Raw genomic sequence first — 19,194 nt, 5'->3', positions numbered from 1 at the left:
CCCAAGAGCTGGGTGGACTTCAACGTACAGACAGGCCAGACCCAATACTGGTACACGTCTGGTGGCGCCGCGGATGCGCGCAAAAGTCCCAGCCCACTGAGTGTGTCGTTCACGGGCACGCCGATCATGCCGGAACAGCCTCCGGCAACACCGCAGCCACCGGCACCCAGCCCGAAACCTGACACCGGGGAAAACGACACGGAAAAGCCGGGCGACACCTCGGAAGAGGAGAAGACGCCATCCGAAAACCCGACGGTATCAGACGCCACCCTGTTCTGGGCGATCAACAAGGAAACCAGTGCGGGCGGGTTCGCGCCGGGCACCTGTAACTTCCTATCCGCAGGCGTGTCCCCGGACAACGGCGGGGCTGTTGTGTGGGACGCACCCGGAAAGCTGTACAAGCCAACAGACGGCAACGTGAAGATCGAAAAGCCGGATGCCTCCGGCAAGTTCCGCACGGCAACGTGGCAGAACAAGTGCGATGACCGCTACGGCGGGCGAGTCGTGGCAGCGGACAAGAATTCGCACCACGAATCGCGGCTGAACATGAGTGCTGGAAGCATCGACTTCGACGACGGCGGAATCACCGCCAGCTGGGACGGCGGTTTCACAATCGTCTTCTACTCCGGAATGACCTACTGGTCGGTCTCCGATCCGAAGCTGACCGTCACAGAGGACGGCAAGGGCAAGCTGACGGGAACCGCATCCGGCTACGGCGCGGACATGGACGACCTGTCGAAATGGGAGAAGCTGAAGTCCGAAACCATCACACTGGCCACATTCTCCGGCCTCGATGTGGACAAGGCCGTCAAGGACGGCGGATTCACCGTGACCCCGGACTACCTGGGTGTTGAATACAACGCCGGCGATGGCATCACACCGCAGGACCGAACCGAAGCCGAATGGGGTTCGTTCCCTAAGAGCTGGGTCGACTTCAACATCAAAACCGGGCAGAGCTCCTACTGGTATTCCTCCGGTGGAATTGCGGACGCCCGCAAACCCGCGCTGCCGCTGACGGTTGCCTTCGACAACAGCTTCCAGGTGCCAGCTACAGAACCGGCAAAACCCGGTGAAAGCGTAGCTGGGGCAGGCGGACCAGGTTCAACTGTGCCCGGCGGAAGAACTGTTGGCGGACCAAGCGTTGGTGGCCCCGGCGCTGTAGGGCCCGGCGGCGGGACGCAGAGCTCCAGCGCCCAGCCGGCAGACGTTGAAGACACAACAGCGTTCGCTGCAACCGCATCTGAGGCTCGCCGATCCGAAGGAATGGGCACTATCAATGCAAAAACCTGGTGGCTTGGCGGAGCAACCGCAGCCACAGGCATCGCGGCAACCGTCGGAATCGGCTGGTTGCTACGTAGAAACATCGGGCTCGATCCCAGTACCTGGACCTAAACCATCCAATGTCAAAAAGAAAGAAACCCCATAACCGAACAACACCTCGTGGAGGAAACATGACTATCACAACCCCAACCGCAGAAACCCTGTCGTTCTCACAGCGACTGCGGAAGGAAACGCAACGGGAACACAGTGAAGCCGAATCCGAAAGGTTCATTGTTGATCTCATGGCGGGAAGACTCGACCGCAATGCATACATTGCGTTGCTGGAACAGTACGCAGTGCTGTACCCCGCACTGGAATCGGCTGTGCAGGCCGCATCGGCAGGTTCAGTGCTCGCTATGTTCGACCACCCTGGGCTTGCACGCACGCAGGCAATCAACGACGACCTCGACCAGCTGCTCGGCTCCGACCGTCAGCCTCCAGTAGCTCTAGAAGCAACACGCTTCTTAGCTGAACACTTCCAGTCTGAGCTGAGCCCAGAGCAGTTACTAGCGCATCACTACCTGCGTTACCTAGGCGACCTCTCAGGCGGTCTGGCGATCGGAAGGCTGGTCAAGAGGCACTACAGCATCGAAGATGAAGCACTTAACATGTGGCGCTTCCCGGGTATCGACAAGCCGAAGCTGTTCAAGGACGACTATAGGGCCAAGCTCGATGCGGTAACGCTGAGCGGGGACCAGCAGGAGGCGGTTATCGCCGAGGCAGACCTGGGCTTCCGCCTAAACAAGGCGATTTTCCGTCAGCTCGGAGAGATGCTGCGCTTGCAGTAACGGAAAGGCCCGGAAACACAAACGGTCTCGGGACATCAAGTGAACGATGTCCCGAGACTTCACAGGGTGGGCCCAGAGGGACTCGAACCCCCGACCCTCTCGGTGTAAACGAGATGCTCTAGCCAACTGAGCTATAGGCCCCCTGGTCAGTGATAACTCACTGACCACTGAAAGATTATGGCACAGATATTTCAGAACGCAAAACTCGTTACAGCGCTTCCTTGATCTTCGACGCAGCTTCTTCACGAGCTTCTGCCGTGGTGTCGTGCTTATTGGCCAGATCAAAGTCAGAGATCTGGTTCGTTGGGAACACGTGGATGTGTACGTGTGGAACTTCAAATCCTTGCACGATCAGACCGACACGCTCACAGCCGAACGCCTTCTTCTGCGCTTGACCAAGCTTCTTCGCCACCATAAACAAGTGAGAAACCAGATCGTCATCAAGGTCAAGCCAGTGATCTACTTCTTCGCGCGGAACAACCAAAAGGTGACCGTCGGTCAGAGGCTGAATGTCCATGAACGCGACACAGCGATCATCCTCGTACACAAACGTTGCAGGGATTTCACCGTCAATGATCTTGGTAAACAGAGTGGCCAAAACATGTCCTTCCTCGTGATGTGTCTCTCACCATCATGGAGGAAGAAAACGAAGAATGCGAAGAGTGACCGCTATGCGGTGTCAGCTATGCAGAGAGCGCGTCAATCCATCGCGCCAGGCCACGCTCGGTGAAATCGCGCTTCTGGCCAGGCTGCAGAACCTGGGAGTCAACGACCTGCCCATCCATGTTCAGAGCGAAGGTTCCGCGCACTGCCATTCCAGATTGCTCATCGAACACTCCAAAGTCACGGCTCAACGCACCGTGTGGCCAGAAGTCAGACATGAGAGGCCAGCCAGATCCTGCCGTTTCCACCCAGGCTGCTTGTGTGAACTTGGAATCGCACGAAATGACCGTGCAGACGATCCCTGCTTCCTCCAAAACTGCACGCGACGCGGTAAGTTCTCCCACCTCGGCGTGACACGTGGGCGTGAACGCAAACGGAACAAACACGGCAAGCACACCACGTTGATCAACCTCAGGCGCAACGACCTCACCCACTGTCGACAGGGATACAACCGGCCCTAGATGGGTAGGGCACTCACGCGTCCAACCGGGGTGCGCGTCAGTGCTGACCATTATCCGTACGACTTTTTACCAACCAGGCGCACTGCTGACCAGTCGTCACACACGCTGACAGTTTTAGTCACGTGCATGCCAGCTGTTGGTGCCGCCGCGTTGATATCAAAGGGAGCGATGTGGCCTTCCCGTCCTGCCTTGGGAGTAAGAAGCCACACAACACCACCTTCTGCCAAAGTGGTCTGGGCGTCTACGATTGCATCGGTAAGGTCGGGATCATCTGATCGCCACCACATGACGATCGCGTCAAAGACGTCATCGACATCCTCATCGGCCATTTCTTCGCCTGTGACCTTCTCGATGGCCTCGCGCAAGGCGAAGTCAACGTCGTCGTCATAGCCGATTTCCTGAATATATGTACCCTTTTCCAATCCAAGAGGATTAGTGCGAGTACAGTCGAGCGTCCTTCCTGACGGGGTGTTACTCATACCCTCTATTCTTCCCGTAACTTCGCTCTTGGGCAAACCTAAAGTTCATTTTGAAACATCTCGATCCCGCTACTAACCGGTTGGCAACACCGAGACTGTGTTAATAACACCACACTGGACCGTTTTGTCTGTATGAACAACGCAACTGAGCGCGTATTCGGTTTAGGCTAGAAAACAGCCAGCAGATCGGCTGTCGCGGTGAATGTGTCACCGGGCCGACACCTTTTGTTCAGGAGGAAAACTAAGTGGACAGTAAGAGGCATGGACCAATTCTTAACGGTCTCCCCAGCCAGGTGCCCGACACAGATCCTCAAGAAACTCAGGAATGGGTTGAGTCACTTGACGCCCTCATTGACGAAGCAGGGCAGTCGCGTGCCCGCTATGTCATGCTCAGCTTGCTTAACCGTGCGCGCCAGAAGCGCATCGGCGTGCCCAGCCTGACGGCCACTGACTTCATTAACACGATCGGCCCAGAAGACGAACCATGGTTCCCCGGAGACGAAGAAGTCGAACGCCGGTACCGCCGCTGGTTGCGTTGGAACGCAGCCGTCATGGTTCACCGCGCACAGCGCCCAGGCATCGAAGTCGGTGGACACATCTCCACGTACGCTTCAGCTGCCACTTTGTATGAAGTGGGTCTCAACCACTTCTTCCGCGGAAAAGACCACCCAGGTGGCGGTGACCACGTCTTCTACCAGGGTCACGCCTCCCCCGGCATGTACGCACGCGCGTTCCTTGAGGGCCGTCTGAGCGCTGACCAGCTCGACGGCTTCCGACAGATGAAGTCCCACTACGTTGACGGAAAACCATTCGGACTTCCCTCATACCCGCACCCGCGCCACATGCAGGACTTCTGGGAGTTCCCAACCGTGTCCATGGGTCTGGGACCCATGAACGCAATCACGCAGGCGATGTTCGACAAGTACCTGCTCAACCGAGGAATCAAGGACACCTCTCAACAGCGCGTGTTCGCGTTCCTGGGTGACGGTGAACTTGACGAGCCGGAAAGCCGCGGAATGCTGCAGTACGCAGCATTCGAAGAACTCGACAACCTGAACTTCATCATCAACTGCAACCTGCAACGCCTCGACGGGCCGGTGCGCGGTAACGGAAAGATCATTCAGGAACTCGAAGCGTTCTTCCGAGGTGCCGGGTGGAATGTCATTAAGGTCATCTGGGGCCGTGAATGGGACGCACTGTTGGCAAAGGACCGTGACGGCGCGCTCGTTAACTTGATGAACGCAACGCCGGACGGCGACTACCAGACCTACAAGGGTGAGTCCGGTGGGTTTGTGCGCGACAACTTCTTTGGTCGTGACCCACGCACCAAGGCCATGGTCGCCGACATGACCGATGAAGAGATCTGGAACCTTAAGCGCGGTGGCCACGACTACCGCAAGGTGTATGCGGCTTACAAGGCAGCAGTTGAGCACACCGGACAGCCCACGGCGATTCTTGTGATGACGGTCAAGGGTTACTCTTTGGGACCAACGTTCGAAGCACGTAACGCAACGCACCAGATGAAGAAGATGACCGTTGAGGACCTCAAGTTGGCCCGCGATCACTTCTCAATTCCGATCTCTGATGAAGAACTGGAGAAGAACCCCAAACTTCCTCCGTACTACCACCCGGGTGAAGACGCGCCTGAAATCCAGTACATGCTGGAACGTCGACGCGAACTGGGTGGCTTCTCCCCCGAACGTCGCTCTAAGTACACGCAGATCTCTTTGCCAGACGACAAGGCCTACGCCATGGCAAAGAAGGGCTCGGGAACTCAGGCCATCGCTTCGACCATGGGCTTTGTGCGCATTCTGAAAGACATCATGCGTGACAAGGAGTTTGGCAAGCGTGTGGTTCCGATCATCCCGGACGAAGCGCGTACATTCGGAATGGACTCGTTCTTCCCAACCGCGAAGATCTACAACCCGCACGGGCAGAACTACGTTTCGGTTGACCGTGACCTGTTCCTCGCGTACAAGGAAGCGACTGACGGCCAGATCCTACACATGGGTATTAACGAAGATGGTTCGGTCGCCGCATTCAACGCGGTGGGTACCAGCTACGCCACGCACGGCGAGCCCATGATCCCGTTCTACATCTTCTACTCGATGTTCGGGTTCCAGCGTTCCGGCGACGGTTTCTGGGCAGCCGGCGACCAGCTAGCTCGCGGATTCATCCTGGGTGCAACGGCCGGTCGCACCACACTGACCGCTGAAGGTCTTCAGCACGGAGACGGACACTCACACGTACTGTCTTCAACCTACCCGTCGATCGTGTCCTACGACCCCGCATACGTGTACGAAATCGGTCACATTGTGCGCGATGGACTTAAGCGCATGTACGACCCTGAGGACGAACGCCAGGACCCAAACGTTTCGTACTACATCACCATGTACAACGAACCGATGGTTCAGCCTGCTGAACCTGAGGACCTCGACGTCGAAGGCCTCCTCAAGGGAATCTACAAGCTGTCAGATGGGCCAGAACTTGACGGGCCAAAGGTGCAGCTTCTGGCATCTGGTGTTGCAGTTCCGTGGATCGTCAAGGCCCAGGAAATGCTGGCTGAAGATTGGAACGTGTCTGCCGATGTATGGTCGGTCACTTCATGGCAGGAGCTTCGCCGTGACGGTCTGGCCTGCGATGACGAACGCCTGCTAGATCCAAGCGCTGAGCGTCGACTGCCATTCGTCACACAGAAACTCGCCGACGCCCCAGGGCCGGTCATTGCGACCTCGGACTACACCAGGACCGTGCCGGACATGATCCGCCAATACGTCCCCGGCCACTTCACCAGCCTGGGTGCTGACGACTACGCGATCTCCGACACTCGCGCAGCCGCACGTCGTCATTTCCTCATCGACGCCGAATCCGTGGTTGTCCAAGCGCTCATCAGCTTGGCTGACCTGGGTGAAATTGACGCGTCGGTGGCTGCGGAAGCGTCCAAGAAGTACAAGCTCGACGATCCACGCGCTGGATCGACCGGCGAAGCCGGAGGCGACGCCTAACACCAGCTCACGTCACCTGGGCACCGCCCCCGGGTGGCACCCCCGCCGAGGTCGCAGCGAGTCCCGCTGCGACCTCGGCGCTTTCTTGTTTCTAACCTACAAAATGTTTGTTCAAAAACATGTAGCATGTGCTCATGCTTTCCACTCAGCCTAAGTCTGGAAAACTCAACGCTGATCAATCCAGACGCGATGACACTATTGTGCGACTCCTCAAGGGCAAGGACGCTCTCACCCGACTCACGGCCGGCCGGATCGAAGCGCAATTGCCGTGGTTTCGCGGACTCTCACCGTCAGAGCGCAAGTGGGTGGTACACCTCGCGCACGCGGGTATCACCTCGTTTATTGAGTGGTACCGCAATCCCGATGCCCCGGTTGGGATCGTTTCGGAGATCTTCCATAACGCGCCACGCGAACTGATGCGCACGATTTCACTGCAACAGACCCTGCAGCTACTGCGGGTTGTTGTTGAGGTTGTTGAAGAGCACGTGGCTCAGCTGGGCAACTCATCTGACGTGGACAGCCTGCGTGAAGGTGTTTTGGTGTTTTCGCGTGAGATCGCGTTCGCCGCGGCTGATGTGTATGCCCGGGCCGCCGAGGCGCGCGGAAGTTGGGATGTCCGCCTCGAAGCGATGGTGATTGACGCGCTCATGCGTGGTGACTCGGTGGATGAGTTGGCTAGCCGTACCGCTGCGTACGGGTGGCGGTCGAAGGCGGCCGTGCATGTGATTATTGGCCGCGCGTCCACGCGCACGTTCAAAGGCGGACTCAGCGAGGTGAGGTCAGCTGCTCAGCGTGCCGGTGAGGACGCTTTGGTGGGGATTCACGACAATCGTTTGTTGATTGTGTTGGGTGGAGCCACAGATATTGATCGCGCTGTGGGCCAGTTGTTGCAATACTTTGGTCCGCAAGAAGTGGTGATCGGGCCGCAGGTGGCTTCTTTGGCCGAGGCGGGAGCGAGTGCCGCTGCCGCGTCATGGGCATTGCGTACAGCGTATGCGCGTCCTAACTCCCCGCGCCCTGTGTTTGCCTCTGATTTGTTACCTGAACGTGCCATGGCTGGTGACCAGACTGCTGTGAATGAACTGGTGAGGCGGTTCTACGAACCCTTGTCTCTGGGTTCTGGGCAGTTGCTTACGACTGCCGAAAACTATGTGGACTTTGGCGGTTCGCTTGAGGCGACAGCGAAAGCACTGGAGGTGCACCCAAACACGGTGCGGTACCGGTTGCGCAAGATTCAGGAATTGATTGGGCTTGACGCTACTCAGGCACGTGCTGGTTTTGTTCTGCGAATCGCTTTGGTGTTTGGCAGACTGACAGAGGGCATGTAATTGTCGATTCCTCACAAAAACACAGTGGTGAGGCCATAAGTCGCTAAGCTTTCACACGGTACTTTGTCCGCATATGAGACGCCGTCTCGAATGGGAGAATAATGCTCGTCATTGCATGTCCAGGCCAGGGGGCACAAAAGCCAGGCTTTTTGAACTCTTTTCTCGAATCCCCTTCATTCCGGGAGACAATCGAAGCCGCTGGTCAAGCATGTGGAATTGACTTGGTGTCGCACGGCACGCAGTCCGATGAAGAAACCATCAAGGACACCGCAGTTGCTCAGCCGCTTCTCGTTGCTTCTGCCATCGCGACGTTTAACGAACTTTTTACAGACGACTCACTCCCCCAGTTTGTTGCTGGGCACTCGGTAGGAGAGATCGGCGCAGCAGCGATTGCCGGCGTGCTGAGCGCAGAAGACGCCATGAAGTTTGTTCACGTGCGTGCACAAGGAATGGCCGATGCGTCCAATGCTCAGCCAACGGGGATGGCCGCGGTTGTTGGCGGGGTTGCAGAGGATGTTATCTCCGCGATTGAAACGGCAGGTCTTGCGCCGGCTAACGTCAACGGCGGCGGACAGATTGTTGCCGCTGGAAGCCTTGAGGCTATCGAGAAGTTCGCTGCTAACCCACCTGAGCGCGCCCGGGTCATTCCTCTGAAGGTGGCTGGCGCGTTCCACACTGAGTACATGAAGTCGGCTCAGGCCCCTTTGGCTGAAATGGCTGCAGGGCTTGAAGTGCATGACCCGAGGATTTCGATTCTGTCGAACCGTGACGGGCGCGCGGTGGCGTCTGGCCGCGAATACGTCGACGCTTTGGTGTCTCAGGTGACAAACCCCGTGCGTTGGGATCTGTGCCAGGCTACCCTGGTTGAGGCCGGTGTTACGGGGCTCATTGAGCTTGCTCCCGGTGGAACCTTGACTGGGCTTGCCAAGCGCGCCATGAAGGGCGTTGAAACTCTGGCTATTAAATCCGCTGAAGATCTTGAAGGTGCCCGCGAATTCGTGCGGACACACGCGTAACCCATACGAAAGGACACGCGATGGTCACACTTAAAACTCCGCAACCACAGCGTTTTGCACGCATTTCTGGTTTGGGCGGGTACCGGTCTGAACGCACGGTCACGAACGAGGAAATCGTCGGCCCCATCAACTCTTCTGACGAGTGGATTCAGCAGCGCACTGGGATCAAGACTCGCCACTATGCCAGCGAAGATGTCAGCGTTGTCGATATGGCTGAACAGGCTGCCATCGAAGCGATTGCAAACGCTGGACTGAAGCCGGCCGATATTGGCGCGATCGTCGTATCAACGGTGACGTTCACGGTTGCAACTCCTTCAGCGGCTGCTGAGCTCACACGTCGTCTGGGAACCGGTCCGGTACCTGCGTGGGACATCTCGGCTGCCTGTGCAGGATATTGCTATGGCATTGCGCAGGCCGACGCTTTTGTGCGTGCTGGCACTGCCGACAACGTCCTGGTAATTGGCGCTGAGAAACTCTCCGACATCATCGACCCCACAGACCGTTCCATTTCGTTCATTTTGGGCGACGGTGCCGGAGCGGTCGTGGTGAGCGCTTCGGACACACCCGGCATTTCGGAATCGGTGTGGGGATCCAAAGGTGAAAACTGGGACACCATCCGGATGACATCGTCCTTCTTGGATATGAAGAAGGACCCCTCAACCCCATGGCCTACATTGCGTCAGGATGGTCCCAGCGTGTTCCGTTGGGCGGTCTGGGATATGGCCGAGGTGGCACAAGAAGCGCTCGACCGTGCCGGCATCACGGCCGCAGACTTGGGTGCGTTTATTCCTCACCAGGCGAATATGCGCATTATTGACGAACTAGCTAAGCAGTTGAAGCTTCCGGAGCACGTCAAGATCGGGCGGGACATTGCCGATAACGGAAACACCTCCTCGGCCTCCATCCCCCTTGCCACCGAACGCTTGCTGCGCGAAAACCCGGAACTTTCCGGCAAGTTTGCCCTCCAAATCGGTTTTGGTGCGGGCCTGGTTTACGGCGCGCAGGTCATTGTGCTTCCGTGATTCGACACGGGGGCGTGAATTACGACCATGACAGTGTTCCTGTGACATAGGATTCACTACGGGACACTCGTCGATACTCGTTCCATTCGCAACACACGTTGCGTTTAATCGAATACAGCGCTCAAGGCTTTTGAGCGTGGATGAGAAAAGATAGGAATAAGAAATGGCTAACTCGGAACAGGAAGTCCTCGCCGGACTCGCTGAAATCATCAACGAAGAAACTGGTTTGGCTCCCGACGCGGTGGAACCAAGCAAGTCCTTCACCGACGACCTCGACATTGACTCGATCTCCATGATGACGATCGTTGTGAACGCTGAAAAGAAGTTCGGCGTGAAGATTCCGGACGATGACGTTAAGGAACTCGTCACCGTTCAGAACGCTGTTGACTACATCGTTAAGGCTCAGCAGGCCTAATGCTTTCCGCGGGGTAGCCCGGATTGACGGCGCTACCCCGCTTTCCCTTTTATCGACGAGGACTCTTCATGACTAACTCTGTTGTCGTCACCGGAATTGGTGCCGTCACTCCCCTAGGCTCGACCGCCCAGGAAACCTGGGACGCAGCCTTAGCAGGGACATCGGGCGCAAAGACCCTTGACAACGACTGGGCCGAAAAGTATGGCATTCCGGTCAATTTTGCTGCCACTGTCGATTCTGACGTGGTGACTGAGAAACTGTCTCGCGTCGAAGCCAAGCGCCTTGACCCTGCAAGCCAGCTTGCCTTGATTGCGGCCCGTGAGGCGTGGGCTGATGCCCAGTCCCCCGAAGTAGACCCCGAACGTCTGGCTGTGTCATGGGCTACCGGAATTGGTGGCGTGTGGACGCTTCTGAACGCGTGGGACACGTTGCGTGAAGAAGGTTCACGCCGTGTCATGCCTTTGACTGTGCCCATGCTGATGCCTAACGGCCCTGCGGCAGCTCTTGGCATGGAGTTCAAGGCGCGTGCTGGGGTTCAGACCTTAGTTTCCGCGTGTGCTTCGTCTACTGAATCTTTGGGCCACGCTGTTGATTTGATTCGTGATGGCCGCGCTGATGTCATCATCGCTGGTGGCGCTGAATCTGCAGTACACCCCATTACGTTGTCTGCTTTTTCTTCTATGCGGGCGTTGTCGAAGCGCAATGACTCACCAGAAACCGCGTCACGTCCATACGATGTGAATCGCGATGGCTTTGTGATGGGTGAAGGTTCTGGCGCGTTGGTGCTCGAAAGCCGTGAGCGTGCGGAAGCGCGCGGTGCCCGGATTTACGCCGAGGTGGCAGGCTGGGGTCTGTCGAACGACGCTTATCACATTACTGCGGGTGAACCTGAGGGTGCTGGTTCGATTCGTGCGATGCGCACTGCTTTGGAAACCGCAGGTGCTACTGCGGCTGAGGTGAAGCACATTAACGCGCACGCCACCTCAACTCCTGTAGGTGATGTGCCTGAATCGGTTGCGATTAACAAGCTTCTGGGCGATCACACGTCTGATGCACTGGTGTCAGCGACTAAGTCGATGACTGGTCACTTGCTTGGTGGTGCTGGTGCGGTTGAGTCGATCTTTACGGCTCTTGCGGTGCATCACCGAGTGGCGCCTCCGACTATCAACATTGAGGAAGTTGACCCGGAGATTAACCTGAACATTGTGCGTGACACTCCAGGTGATCTTCCTAAGGATGACTTCGTGGCGCTGTCCAACTCGTTCGGGTTTGGCGGTCACAACGCGGTAGTCGCGTTTAAGACTGTGTGATGTATTGCAGTAGCTACTGCTCGTAGCCATGTTTATGGTTTTGTTGCTAGGGGTTCTCGTTACGTTGGTAGCGAGGGCCCCTAGTTGTTTTGTGGGTGGCAGAGCTTTTTGAGTTATCCACAGATTTGGTTGGGGTCTTCCGGTTTGCTTTGTAGCGGAATAAACTTGTAGGCATTCTTAGAACTGGTCGCACGAAGGAGTGCACACCATGACCGTGAATGTTCATAGACGCTTGTTTGCCTTATGTGCTGTTGGCGCGCTGGTACTTACCGGGTGCGCGCAAGAGTTACCTCAAACAGAAGCAGCGCCACAGCCCAGTGAGCATGAGCAGTCCCCCACGCCCACCTCGGAACCAATCCCCAAATTTGAGGTCCCCGAATACACAACAGACCTGGACCTCACCGCAGAAGAAATGCTTGCAGCAGAAGAAGCGCTCATCGGTTTGCAGCGGTACATCTTCGTGTCAGAACAAGTCATGAAGTCCGGCGGTGAGGACACGCTCAACATTGACGTAGTTTCAGTGGGCGACGCCAAAGAAGGGCTAGAAGAGACTGCGGACGACTTCCGCAACGACCAAACGGTTCTCTTTGGAAAACTTGTTACCCAAGACCTCCATATTCACGAGATGGACCTCGGACAAACGGAGAAGAAAGAAACCGCAATAAGCGCATGCCTGCCGAAAGAAACATGGGGCATACGCAAAGCTAACGAAGATGAGTCAGAAGCTGACTACGAGGATCCGTACCAAATGATATGGACGCTTCAAAAGCACGGTTCCACATGGAAGGTTTCTTTACAGGAGCTTTACAGTGAACACTGCTGATGTGCGGCTTTTGACGGGTTTAGTTGTTTTTGTTTTGTTAAGTGCCTTGGCGGTCACCTCTGCTGATAGCGTCCATGCATCGTCAGACAAATGCAAATGGCGACTTAACGGAAACGTCAGTTGTGGTGTTTCTCGCACTATCCCTGGTAACAACTCTGGACCCAGCAATTCGAGGTCTGATTCTGGTAAGCGTTCGGGTAATGGCAAGAACGGTTCCTCGGGTAAAGGAAACGGGGACACCTGTACCAAGAGCCTGCCGGGCGCTATTTGTGGAAGGGTCGACCTACCAGCCACCTCGGGACCTGCGGACGCTCCGCCACCGCCACCTCCTCCGTCGCCGACGTTCATGGAAACCCAATTCAAGAAGTACTCGATTCCCCCGTCGGTGATTAACTCTCTGCCCGGTGATTCGTGGGGTATCGCGCACCGGAAAACAGCATTCTGGGCTGACTCGTCAATCCAATACATAAACGACACGATCCTGGGCTACCCGATCACTGTGAAAGCCATCCCACGCAAGTACCACTGGAATTTTGGCGACGGGAACACGCTGCACACTCAACACCCAGGAAACAAACCTACTGACATCAACAAGGCCCGTATCTACAACGTGTACACAGCACCGGGAAACGTCACCGTGAAACTGGCAACCACTTACAGCGGCATGTACAAGATCGGTGACAGCCCATGGATCACCATCCCCGGCACCACGGACATACAATCCTCAAACGCCGATTTACGCATCTACCGGTTCCACAAATATCTCGTCAACAAATCCTGCAAAGAAGACCCCACCGGCCCCGACTGCACATCATGAATGCTCAGAGCCATAGCTCCGGCCTACAACAACGTGACAATATCCGCTACGGAGTTGCGAACGACCTCGGCGAGCTGAGGGAAAACCTCCCTATATACACTCCCTGAGCGCCACGCCAACATCACATCGCGGTGGGGTGCCGGGTCTGCGAACTCCTTAAGCACCAGCCCCGGATTAGGCGTTACCGGTGGCGTAACAGCAAGCTTGGGCATCAACGTGTGCCCAGCTCCAGAAACCACCATGTGACGCAACGTTTCAAGACTGGTCGCACGGTAGTTCACCTGCTCAGACGCCTTGCTCGTCTTACACACTTGCAAAGCTTGGTCACGGAGACAGTGCCCCTCAGAAAGCAAAAGTAGCTCTTCGCCTTCTAAGTCACTTACCAACAACTTGTCATCGCTCGACATCTCCGGATCATGTGCAGGCCCAGCGAACAGAAAATCTTCGCGAAACAGCGGAAGCACATCAATTCCTGAACGAACGACCGGAGTACCAACGATGATCGCGTCGAGCTCCCCACGGTCAAGCATGTCCTCGAGAGTCTGAGTCTTTTCCTCGATCACCAACACACTCAACGACGGAAACGACTTCTTCAACGCTGGCATCGCGTGGGGAAGCAGGTACGGGTTCAAGGTCGGAAAACAGCCCACCCGAATCTCACCTGAACGCGGATCAGAGGCGTGCCGGGCGATACTACGCATCTCAGCGACCTGCTCGACCACCTTGCGGGCACGAGCAACCACCTCATGACCTACACGTGTCAGCTGCACGTTCCGGCCACTTCGCTCAATGAGTGGCGTGCCTAGTTCGTCTTCTAGCTTCTTCAACTGCGTAGACAAAGTAGGCTGGCTCACTTCACACGACTGAGCGGCCTGCCCAAAATGGCGAAACTCGTCCAGCGCTATCAAATACTCAAAATCTCGCAGATTCATCAAACACCCCAAAGGTTAAACGGGGTTCAATCTGACGACTGCCAAACTGAACCCCGTTCTCTTAGTCCTGTGTTACTCCTGTGGAGCTGACTGCCTAATCAAGTAGTCAAACGCTGCCAACGCGGCTGTCGCACCAGCACCCAGCGAGGTCACGATCTGCTTGTAAGGAGCAGTTGTCGCGTCACCCGCAGCAAAGATACCTGGTACCGAGGTGGCTCCATTGGCTTGGACTTCGATCTCACCACGACCGTTCATGTCGACCGCACCCTTGACCCATTCGGTGTTGGGCAACAAGCCGATCTGAACGAAGATTCCATTGACATCCAGCTCGTGCAGTTCACCGGTGTTGCGGTCTTCGTACTTGAGCCCTGTCACGTTCTTGCCATCGCCCAGAACTTCCTTCGAAGCGGCGGACAAGATGATGTCAACATTGTCCATGGACTTCAGCTTGCGCTGGAGAACCTCGTCGGCCTTGAGGTCGTCCATAAACTCCATCACCGTAACGTGGCCAACGATTCCAGCGAGGTCAATAGCAGCCTCAATACCGGAGTTACCGCCACCCACAACAGCGATGTTCTTACCCTTGAAGAACGGACCGTCACAGTGCGGGCAGAACGTCACGCCCTTGTTGCGGTACTCGTGGTCACCTGGCACGCCAAGCTCACGCCAACGCGCACCGGTAGCTACTACGACCGTCTTCGACTTGAGTTCACTACCACCGGTGAGAACTACCGTGTGGAGGTCACCTTCAGTCTCAGCGGGCACAAGCTTCTCGGCCTTGATGGGACGGATCACGTCGATGTCGTACTGGTCCATGTGCTCAACGAATTGAGCTGCCAGCTTAGGACCTTCCGTGTACGGGTATGAGATGAAGTTCTCAATACCCACGGTGTCCAGAATCTGACCACCGATCCTGTCGGCGACCATACCTGTCCGCAACCCCTTACGGGCAGCGTAGATGGATGCTGCAACAGCTGCGGAACCTCCACCGACAACCAAGACGTCGAACGGGTCTTTATCCTTGACCGATTCTGCCAGTCGCTCAGATGCCGAGTCGTCCAGGCGGTCCACGAAGTCGGCAATCTCCATGCGGCCCGATCCCCACTCTTCACCGTTGAGGTAGATGGTGGGCACGGCCTGAATGTTCTTCTCGTTCACTTCGTCTTGGAACGTCGAACCTTCAACGGCAACGTGCTGAATACGTGGATTGAGCACGGCCATCGTGTTCAGGGCCTGCACAACAGTAGGGCAGTTCTGACAGGTCAGGGACATGTACGTGACAAACTTCAGGTCCTTGTCCAAGCCCTTGACTGCCACGATGGTCTCTTCAGATTCCTTCACGGGGTTGCCGCCAACCTGTGCCAACGCCAAAACCAGTGAACTGAACTCGTGCCCAAGTGGCAATCCTGCAAAGCGGATCGAGATGTCAGCGCCTGGGCGTTCGATCGCAAACGACGGACGGCGTTCGTCGTAGTCGTCACGGCGTTCGTGTGTCACACGATCCGACAGTTCTGCGATCTGGTCGAGCAGTTCAGCCATTTCGGCCGATTTCTTGCTGTCGTCCAGTGACGAGGCAAGTACAACGTCCTCGGTAACCTTTTCAGTCAGGATCGTCTTAAGCTGATTTTTCAAATTGGCGTCAAGCACGGTTGGCCCCCTCTTTTACCTAAACCTGGAAATCTGTGTGTCGTTTTTGTGGCGAGATTAGATCTTGCCCACGAGGTCAATACCAGGAACCAGGGTTTCCTGCTCTTCTTCCCACTTAGCTGGGCAAACCTCGCCTGGGTGCTTGCGCACGTACTGAGCAGCCTTAACCTTGCGCAGTAGCTCAGATGCGTTACGACCCACACCTTCTGGAGTGATTTCGAGGTACTGGATGATGCCGTCTGGGTCAATGAGGAAGGTACCGCGGTCTGCGAGTCCCTGACCTTCACGCATGTTGTCGAAGTTGCGCGTGATCTGACCTGATGGGTCACCGATCATTGCGTACTGAATCTTGCCGATCGTCTCCGACGATTCGTGCCATGCCTTGTGAACGAAGTGGGTGTCAGTGGACACCGAGTAAATGTCTACTCCGAGCTTCTGGAACTCGTCGTAGTTGTCAGCCATGTCACCCAGTTCGGTTGGGCACACGAACGTGAAGTCTGCTGGGTAGAAGAAGAAGATGGACCACTTACCTTCGAGGTCCTTTTCGCTAAGTTCAACGAACTCACCGTTGCGGAATGCGGTTGCCTCGAACGGAAGAATCTGAGTGTTAAGAACGGACATACTGTTCTCCTTTGGCTTTGTGATTGTCACCGGATCTCCGGCGTTGACTCAACCATACAATAGCCCCCGTCAATTAGCAAATCTCCAGTCAATAGATATTGCCTATGCCTTGCACTAGGGATCCGCCACACTCAGGTGAATAAAAAAAATTTCGGGGCCCCACCGAAGTGAGACCCCGAAAACTTTTGTGCGCGGAGGGGGACTTGAACCCCCACGCCCGATAAATTGGGCACTAGCACCTCAAGCTAGCGCGTCTACCTATTCCGCCACCCGCGCGGGCAACGAAAGATACTGTACACGGTTCACGCACTGTTATACAACTCGACGCCAACATGTCATGAATGACGTGCGTCACACAGCCACATCAGGCCTCTCGCACCAGGCTCACCAGGTGTGGCGCACCGTCCTTCGGCCGCACCACACCAACCCGAACACCATCGGCCCTGTCAACGACTACATTCGCACGCCCAGGCAAGAGAATCGGCTTCGCAAACTGCACGTCCCACACGAACGCCTCAGCACTCACGCCAGACTGCGCAAACGCCTTACTAGCCGTGTACATTCCGTGCGCAATCGTCCGGGGGAACCCGAACGCCTTCGCAATCAGGCTGTTCAAGTGAATGACGTTGTAGTCACCTGACACGCGCGCGTACCGCTCCCCCAGCCCCGCTGGGAACGTCCACGTAGCAACCGCACTTCCCTCCGGCAGATCCAGGCGGCGGGCAGGCGCTGGTTCTGTCGCCTCGGGAAGATTGGTCTTTTTCGCAAAGTACGTGGACACGTCCTCAAACACAGCCTTGCCGTCAACGGAACCGTGAACAATCACGTCCAGTTCGCTTCCAGCGTCCCGCGCCCGAGGTCGGCTCACCGAAATCTGCAACGTCACCTCCGCGTCCATGGGAACTTTGGCGTGTTGTGTGAATCGGTTGTACACGTGCACCATCCCCAAGACCGGCACTGGGAAATCTGGAGCGGTCATGAGCTCCAGACTGGGGCCAAAGCCCAGCGTGTGCAGATATGGCGCGGGCACGTCGTTGTTGACGGGCAGTTCAGTTACCGTGTTGAAACGCGCGACTGCATCAGGGTTGATGGTCACTGTTCGCGTGAGTGTCCGCTGAGGCACGGGGCCGGGCTTTGGCTTCTTGACTGCGCCCAGTACGGCACGGCCATAAACGTTGAGTGTCGAACCCATTACGCACCTACCATGTTCTGTCCGCACACGCGTAGCGTCTGACCATTCACGCCGGTTGCTGCGGGTGAGGCCAAAAACGCGATCGCTTCTGCGACGTCCTCGGGCAATCCACCTTGCTGCAGGCTCGACAAGCGTCGCGCCACCTGGCGGGTCAGCGTGGGCATTTTGGCGGTCATGTCGGTTTCGATGAATCCGGGTGCTACCGCGTTGATGGAACCGCCCAGTTGAGCGAACTTTTCCTGGGAGGCGGCAACCATGCCGATCACGCCAGCTTTCGACGCCGCATAGTTAGTCTGCCCACGGTTACCCGCAATGCCCGAGGTGGATGCCAGGGAAACGACGTGCGGCTGGCTTCCCCACGCCCCAAGTTCGGTGAGTTTTTCGTTCATCCGCAGCTGCGACTCGATGTTGACTGCGATCACCGAGTTCCACCGGCTGGCGTCCATGTTGGCCAGCAGCTTGTCTCGCGTGATTCCCGCGTTGTGAATGAGGATGTCGATGGGCTTGCCCACTGCCTGCGCGATTTTGGCCGCCGCGTCTTCTGCGGTGATGTCCAGGTGGATCGCTTTTCCGGAAACCGAGTTCATCGTTGCAGCCAGCGCTTGTCCCGCTTGTGGCACGTCGACGCCATACACGTATGCGCCGTCGCGGTGAAGGGTGCGCGCAATTGCAGCTCCGATCCCCCGCGCTGCTCCTGTCACTACCGCGACTTTGCCTGCAAGCGGTCCGTTTTCGCGCACACCGTCAAACTCGCTCGATGTCACTGCCTGTCCCCGGTCATCTCCTACCGTGAGCAGCTGACCTGACACATAGGCTGATTTTGCGGACAGTAGGAACCACAGCGCTCCGGTCACGGATGCCGCATTCACGTCCACACCTGAACCCAGCACAATTCCGTTGGCGGTGCCTCCGTATCGCATTTCGTGCGCGATTGAACGCACAATCCCGGTGACACCGTTACGAGCCGCATCTACTGACGGCTGTTCACCTTCAGGCGCACGCGATAGAACAACCACACGTGCACAGCGGGCGGTCTGCTTAAGCGCTGGTGAGATTTGGAGAACCGTGTCGCAGAGGTCTTCGGGGCTCTGCGCGTCGATGAAGCTTGCGATGATTCCCTGGTATTTAAAGCTGGGGTCCGCTGAACGGTGCACAGAGAAGCCGTTCTCAAGGAGCAGCTCAGCAACCGTGTCAGCCCCGGAGTCCCCGTGCACCAGAACAGGATCCTTGGTGAACCCAGAACCGCCAGCTACGTTGAATCGGCGTAACGGGACGGGCTGCGGAAGTCCGAGCTTTTTCACGACCGGTGCGAGTGCACCGTTTGCAAGATTGAGGTAGGTGTCTTTAACCATGTG

The 19,194-nt window shown here is 56.7% G+C and carries 17 protein-coding genes, 2 tRNA genes and 1 pseudogene; 10 read left to right on the top strand and 10 right to left on the bottom strand.

The window, feature by feature from the left end:
• Positions 1 to 1,392, top strand: a pseudogene (locus QP868_RS09195) (hypothetical protein); the annotation flags it as partial.
• A 59-nt stretch (positions 1,393 to 1,451) separates the two neighbouring features.
• Positions 1,452 to 2,108: a biliverdin-producing heme oxygenase gene (locus tag QP868_RS09190; RefSeq protein ID WP_284926266.1), complete on the top strand. Its 657-nt coding sequence runs from the start codon at positions 1,452 to 1,454 to the stop codon at positions 2,106 to 2,108.
• A 67-nt stretch (positions 2,109 to 2,175) separates the two neighbouring features.
• Here QP868_RS09190 and QP868_RS09185 read toward each other — a convergent pair.
• The 4 genes from QP868_RS09185 to QP868_RS09170 form a co-directional block, all read right to left on the bottom strand.
• Positions 2,176 to 2,249 (bottom strand) — tRNA-Val (locus QP868_RS09185).
• 67 nt (positions 2,250 to 2,316) lie between these two features.
• A complete protein-coding gene (locus QP868_RS09180; RefSeq protein ID WP_284926265.1) occupies positions 2,317 to 2,706 on the bottom strand; it encodes an HIT family protein in 390 nt (129 codons plus the stop codon).
• Between the two features lie 85 nt (positions 2,707 to 2,791).
• Positions 2,792 to 3,283, bottom strand: a complete 492-nt coding sequence (locus QP868_RS09175; RefSeq protein WP_284926264.1) for a redoxin domain-containing protein — start codon at positions 3,281 to 3,283, stop codon at positions 2,792 to 2,794.
• A complete protein-coding gene (locus QP868_RS09170) occupies positions 3,283 to 3,711 on the bottom strand; it encodes a DUF3052 domain-containing protein (protein WP_284926263.1) in 429 nt (142 codons plus the stop codon). Before QP868_RS09170 ends, QP868_RS09175 begins: the two co-directional genes overlap by 1 nt.
• 245 nt (positions 3,712 to 3,956) lie before the next feature.
• Between QP868_RS09170 and aceE the strand changes: the two genes are divergently transcribed.
• The 8 genes from aceE (at position 3,957) to QP868_RS09130 (ending at position 13,447) form a co-directional block, all read left to right on the top strand.
• Positions 3,957 to 6,716 (top strand): pyruvate dehydrogenase (acetyl-transferring), homodimeric type, encoded by a 2,760-nt coding sequence (gene aceE, locus QP868_RS09165; RefSeq protein WP_284926262.1) that lies wholly within the window; start codon positions 3,957 to 3,959, stop codon positions 6,714 to 6,716.
• A 134-nt stretch (positions 6,717 to 6,850) separates the two neighbouring features.
• Positions 6,851 to 8,044, top strand: a complete 1,194-nt coding sequence (locus QP868_RS09160) for a PucR family transcriptional regulator (RefSeq protein ID WP_284926261.1) — start codon at positions 6,851 to 6,853, stop codon at positions 8,042 to 8,044.
• 101 nt (positions 8,045 to 8,145) lie between these two features.
• Entirely contained in the window at positions 8,146 to 9,060 is a 915-nt protein-coding gene (locus QP868_RS09155) for an ACP S-malonyltransferase (RefSeq protein ID WP_284926260.1), read from the top strand.
• A 20-nt stretch (positions 9,061 to 9,080) separates the two neighbouring features.
• Positions 9,081 to 10,082 (top strand): beta-ketoacyl-ACP synthase III, encoded by a 1,002-nt coding sequence (locus tag QP868_RS09150; RefSeq protein ID WP_284926259.1) that lies wholly within the window; start codon positions 9,081 to 9,083, stop codon positions 10,080 to 10,082.
• A 163-nt stretch (positions 10,083 to 10,245) separates the two neighbouring features.
• Positions 10,246 to 10,497: an acyl carrier protein gene (locus QP868_RS09145; protein ID WP_005884889.1), complete on the top strand. Its 252-nt coding sequence runs from the start codon at positions 10,246 to 10,248 to the stop codon at positions 10,495 to 10,497.
• 68 nt (positions 10,498 to 10,565) lie between these two features.
• Entirely contained in the window at positions 10,566 to 11,807 is a 1,242-nt protein-coding gene (locus QP868_RS09140; protein ID WP_284926258.1) for a beta-ketoacyl-[acyl-carrier-protein] synthase family protein, read from the top strand.
• A 208-nt stretch (positions 11,808 to 12,015) separates the two neighbouring features.
• Entirely contained in the window at positions 12,016 to 12,630 is a 615-nt protein-coding gene (locus tag QP868_RS09135; protein ID WP_284926257.1) for a hypothetical protein, read from the top strand.
• On the top strand, positions 12,617 to 13,447 hold the full coding sequence (locus tag QP868_RS09130; protein WP_284926256.1) for a hypothetical protein: 831 nt from the start codon (positions 12,617 to 12,619) through the stop codon (positions 13,445 to 13,447). The genes QP868_RS09135 and QP868_RS09130 overlap by 14 nt, the downstream gene beginning before the upstream one ends.
• Positions 13,448 to 13,470: 23 nt before the next feature.
• Here the strand turns inward: QP868_RS09130 and QP868_RS09125 are convergent, their stop codons facing one another.
• The 6 genes from QP868_RS09125 to QP868_RS09100 all read right to left on the bottom strand — a co-directional run bounded on the left by QP868_RS09125 (position 13,471) and on the right by QP868_RS09100 (position 19,191).
• On the bottom strand, positions 13,471 to 14,379 hold the full coding sequence (locus QP868_RS09125) for a LysR substrate-binding domain-containing protein (protein WP_284926255.1): 909 nt from the start codon (positions 14,377 to 14,379) through the stop codon (positions 13,471 to 13,473).
• A gap of 72 nt (positions 14,380 to 14,451) precedes the next feature.
• Positions 14,452 to 16,026, bottom strand: coding sequence for an alkyl hydroperoxide reductase subunit F (gene ahpF / locus QP868_RS09120; protein ID WP_284926254.1), 1,575 nt, complete (start codon positions 16,024 to 16,026; stop codon positions 14,452 to 14,454).
• A 57-nt stretch (positions 16,027 to 16,083) separates the two neighbouring features.
• Positions 16,084 to 16,647 (bottom strand): alkyl hydroperoxide reductase subunit C, encoded by a 564-nt coding sequence (gene ahpC, locus QP868_RS09115; RefSeq protein WP_284926253.1) that lies wholly within the window; start codon positions 16,645 to 16,647, stop codon positions 16,084 to 16,086.
• A gap of 188 nt (positions 16,648 to 16,835) precedes the next feature.
• A tRNA-Leu gene (locus QP868_RS09110) sits at positions 16,836 to 16,923 on the bottom strand.
• A gap of 88 nt (positions 16,924 to 17,011) precedes the next feature.
• Complete coding sequence (locus QP868_RS09105) at positions 17,012 to 17,839, bottom strand: MaoC/PaaZ C-terminal domain-containing protein (RefSeq protein ID WP_284926252.1); 828 nt, start codon at positions 17,837 to 17,839, stop codon at positions 17,012 to 17,014.
• Positions 17,839 to 19,191 carry a 3-oxoacyl-ACP reductase gene (locus QP868_RS09100; RefSeq protein WP_284926251.1) on the bottom strand — a complete coding sequence of 451 codons (1,353 nt, stop codon included), beginning with the start codon at positions 19,189 to 19,191 and terminating at the stop codon, positions 17,839 to 17,841. Before QP868_RS09100 ends, QP868_RS09105 begins: the two co-directional genes overlap by 1 nt.
• Between the last annotated feature and the right edge of the window lie 3 nt (positions 19,192 to 19,194).

It is taken from the genome of Brevibacterium sp. UMB1308A, from assembly GCF_030230605.1.
Lineage (GTDB): Bacteria > Actinomycetota > Actinomycetes > Actinomycetales > Brevibacteriaceae > Brevibacterium.
The sequence above is the reverse complement of the archived record's forward strand: the minus strand, read 5'-3'. Positions and strand labels throughout refer to the sequence as shown.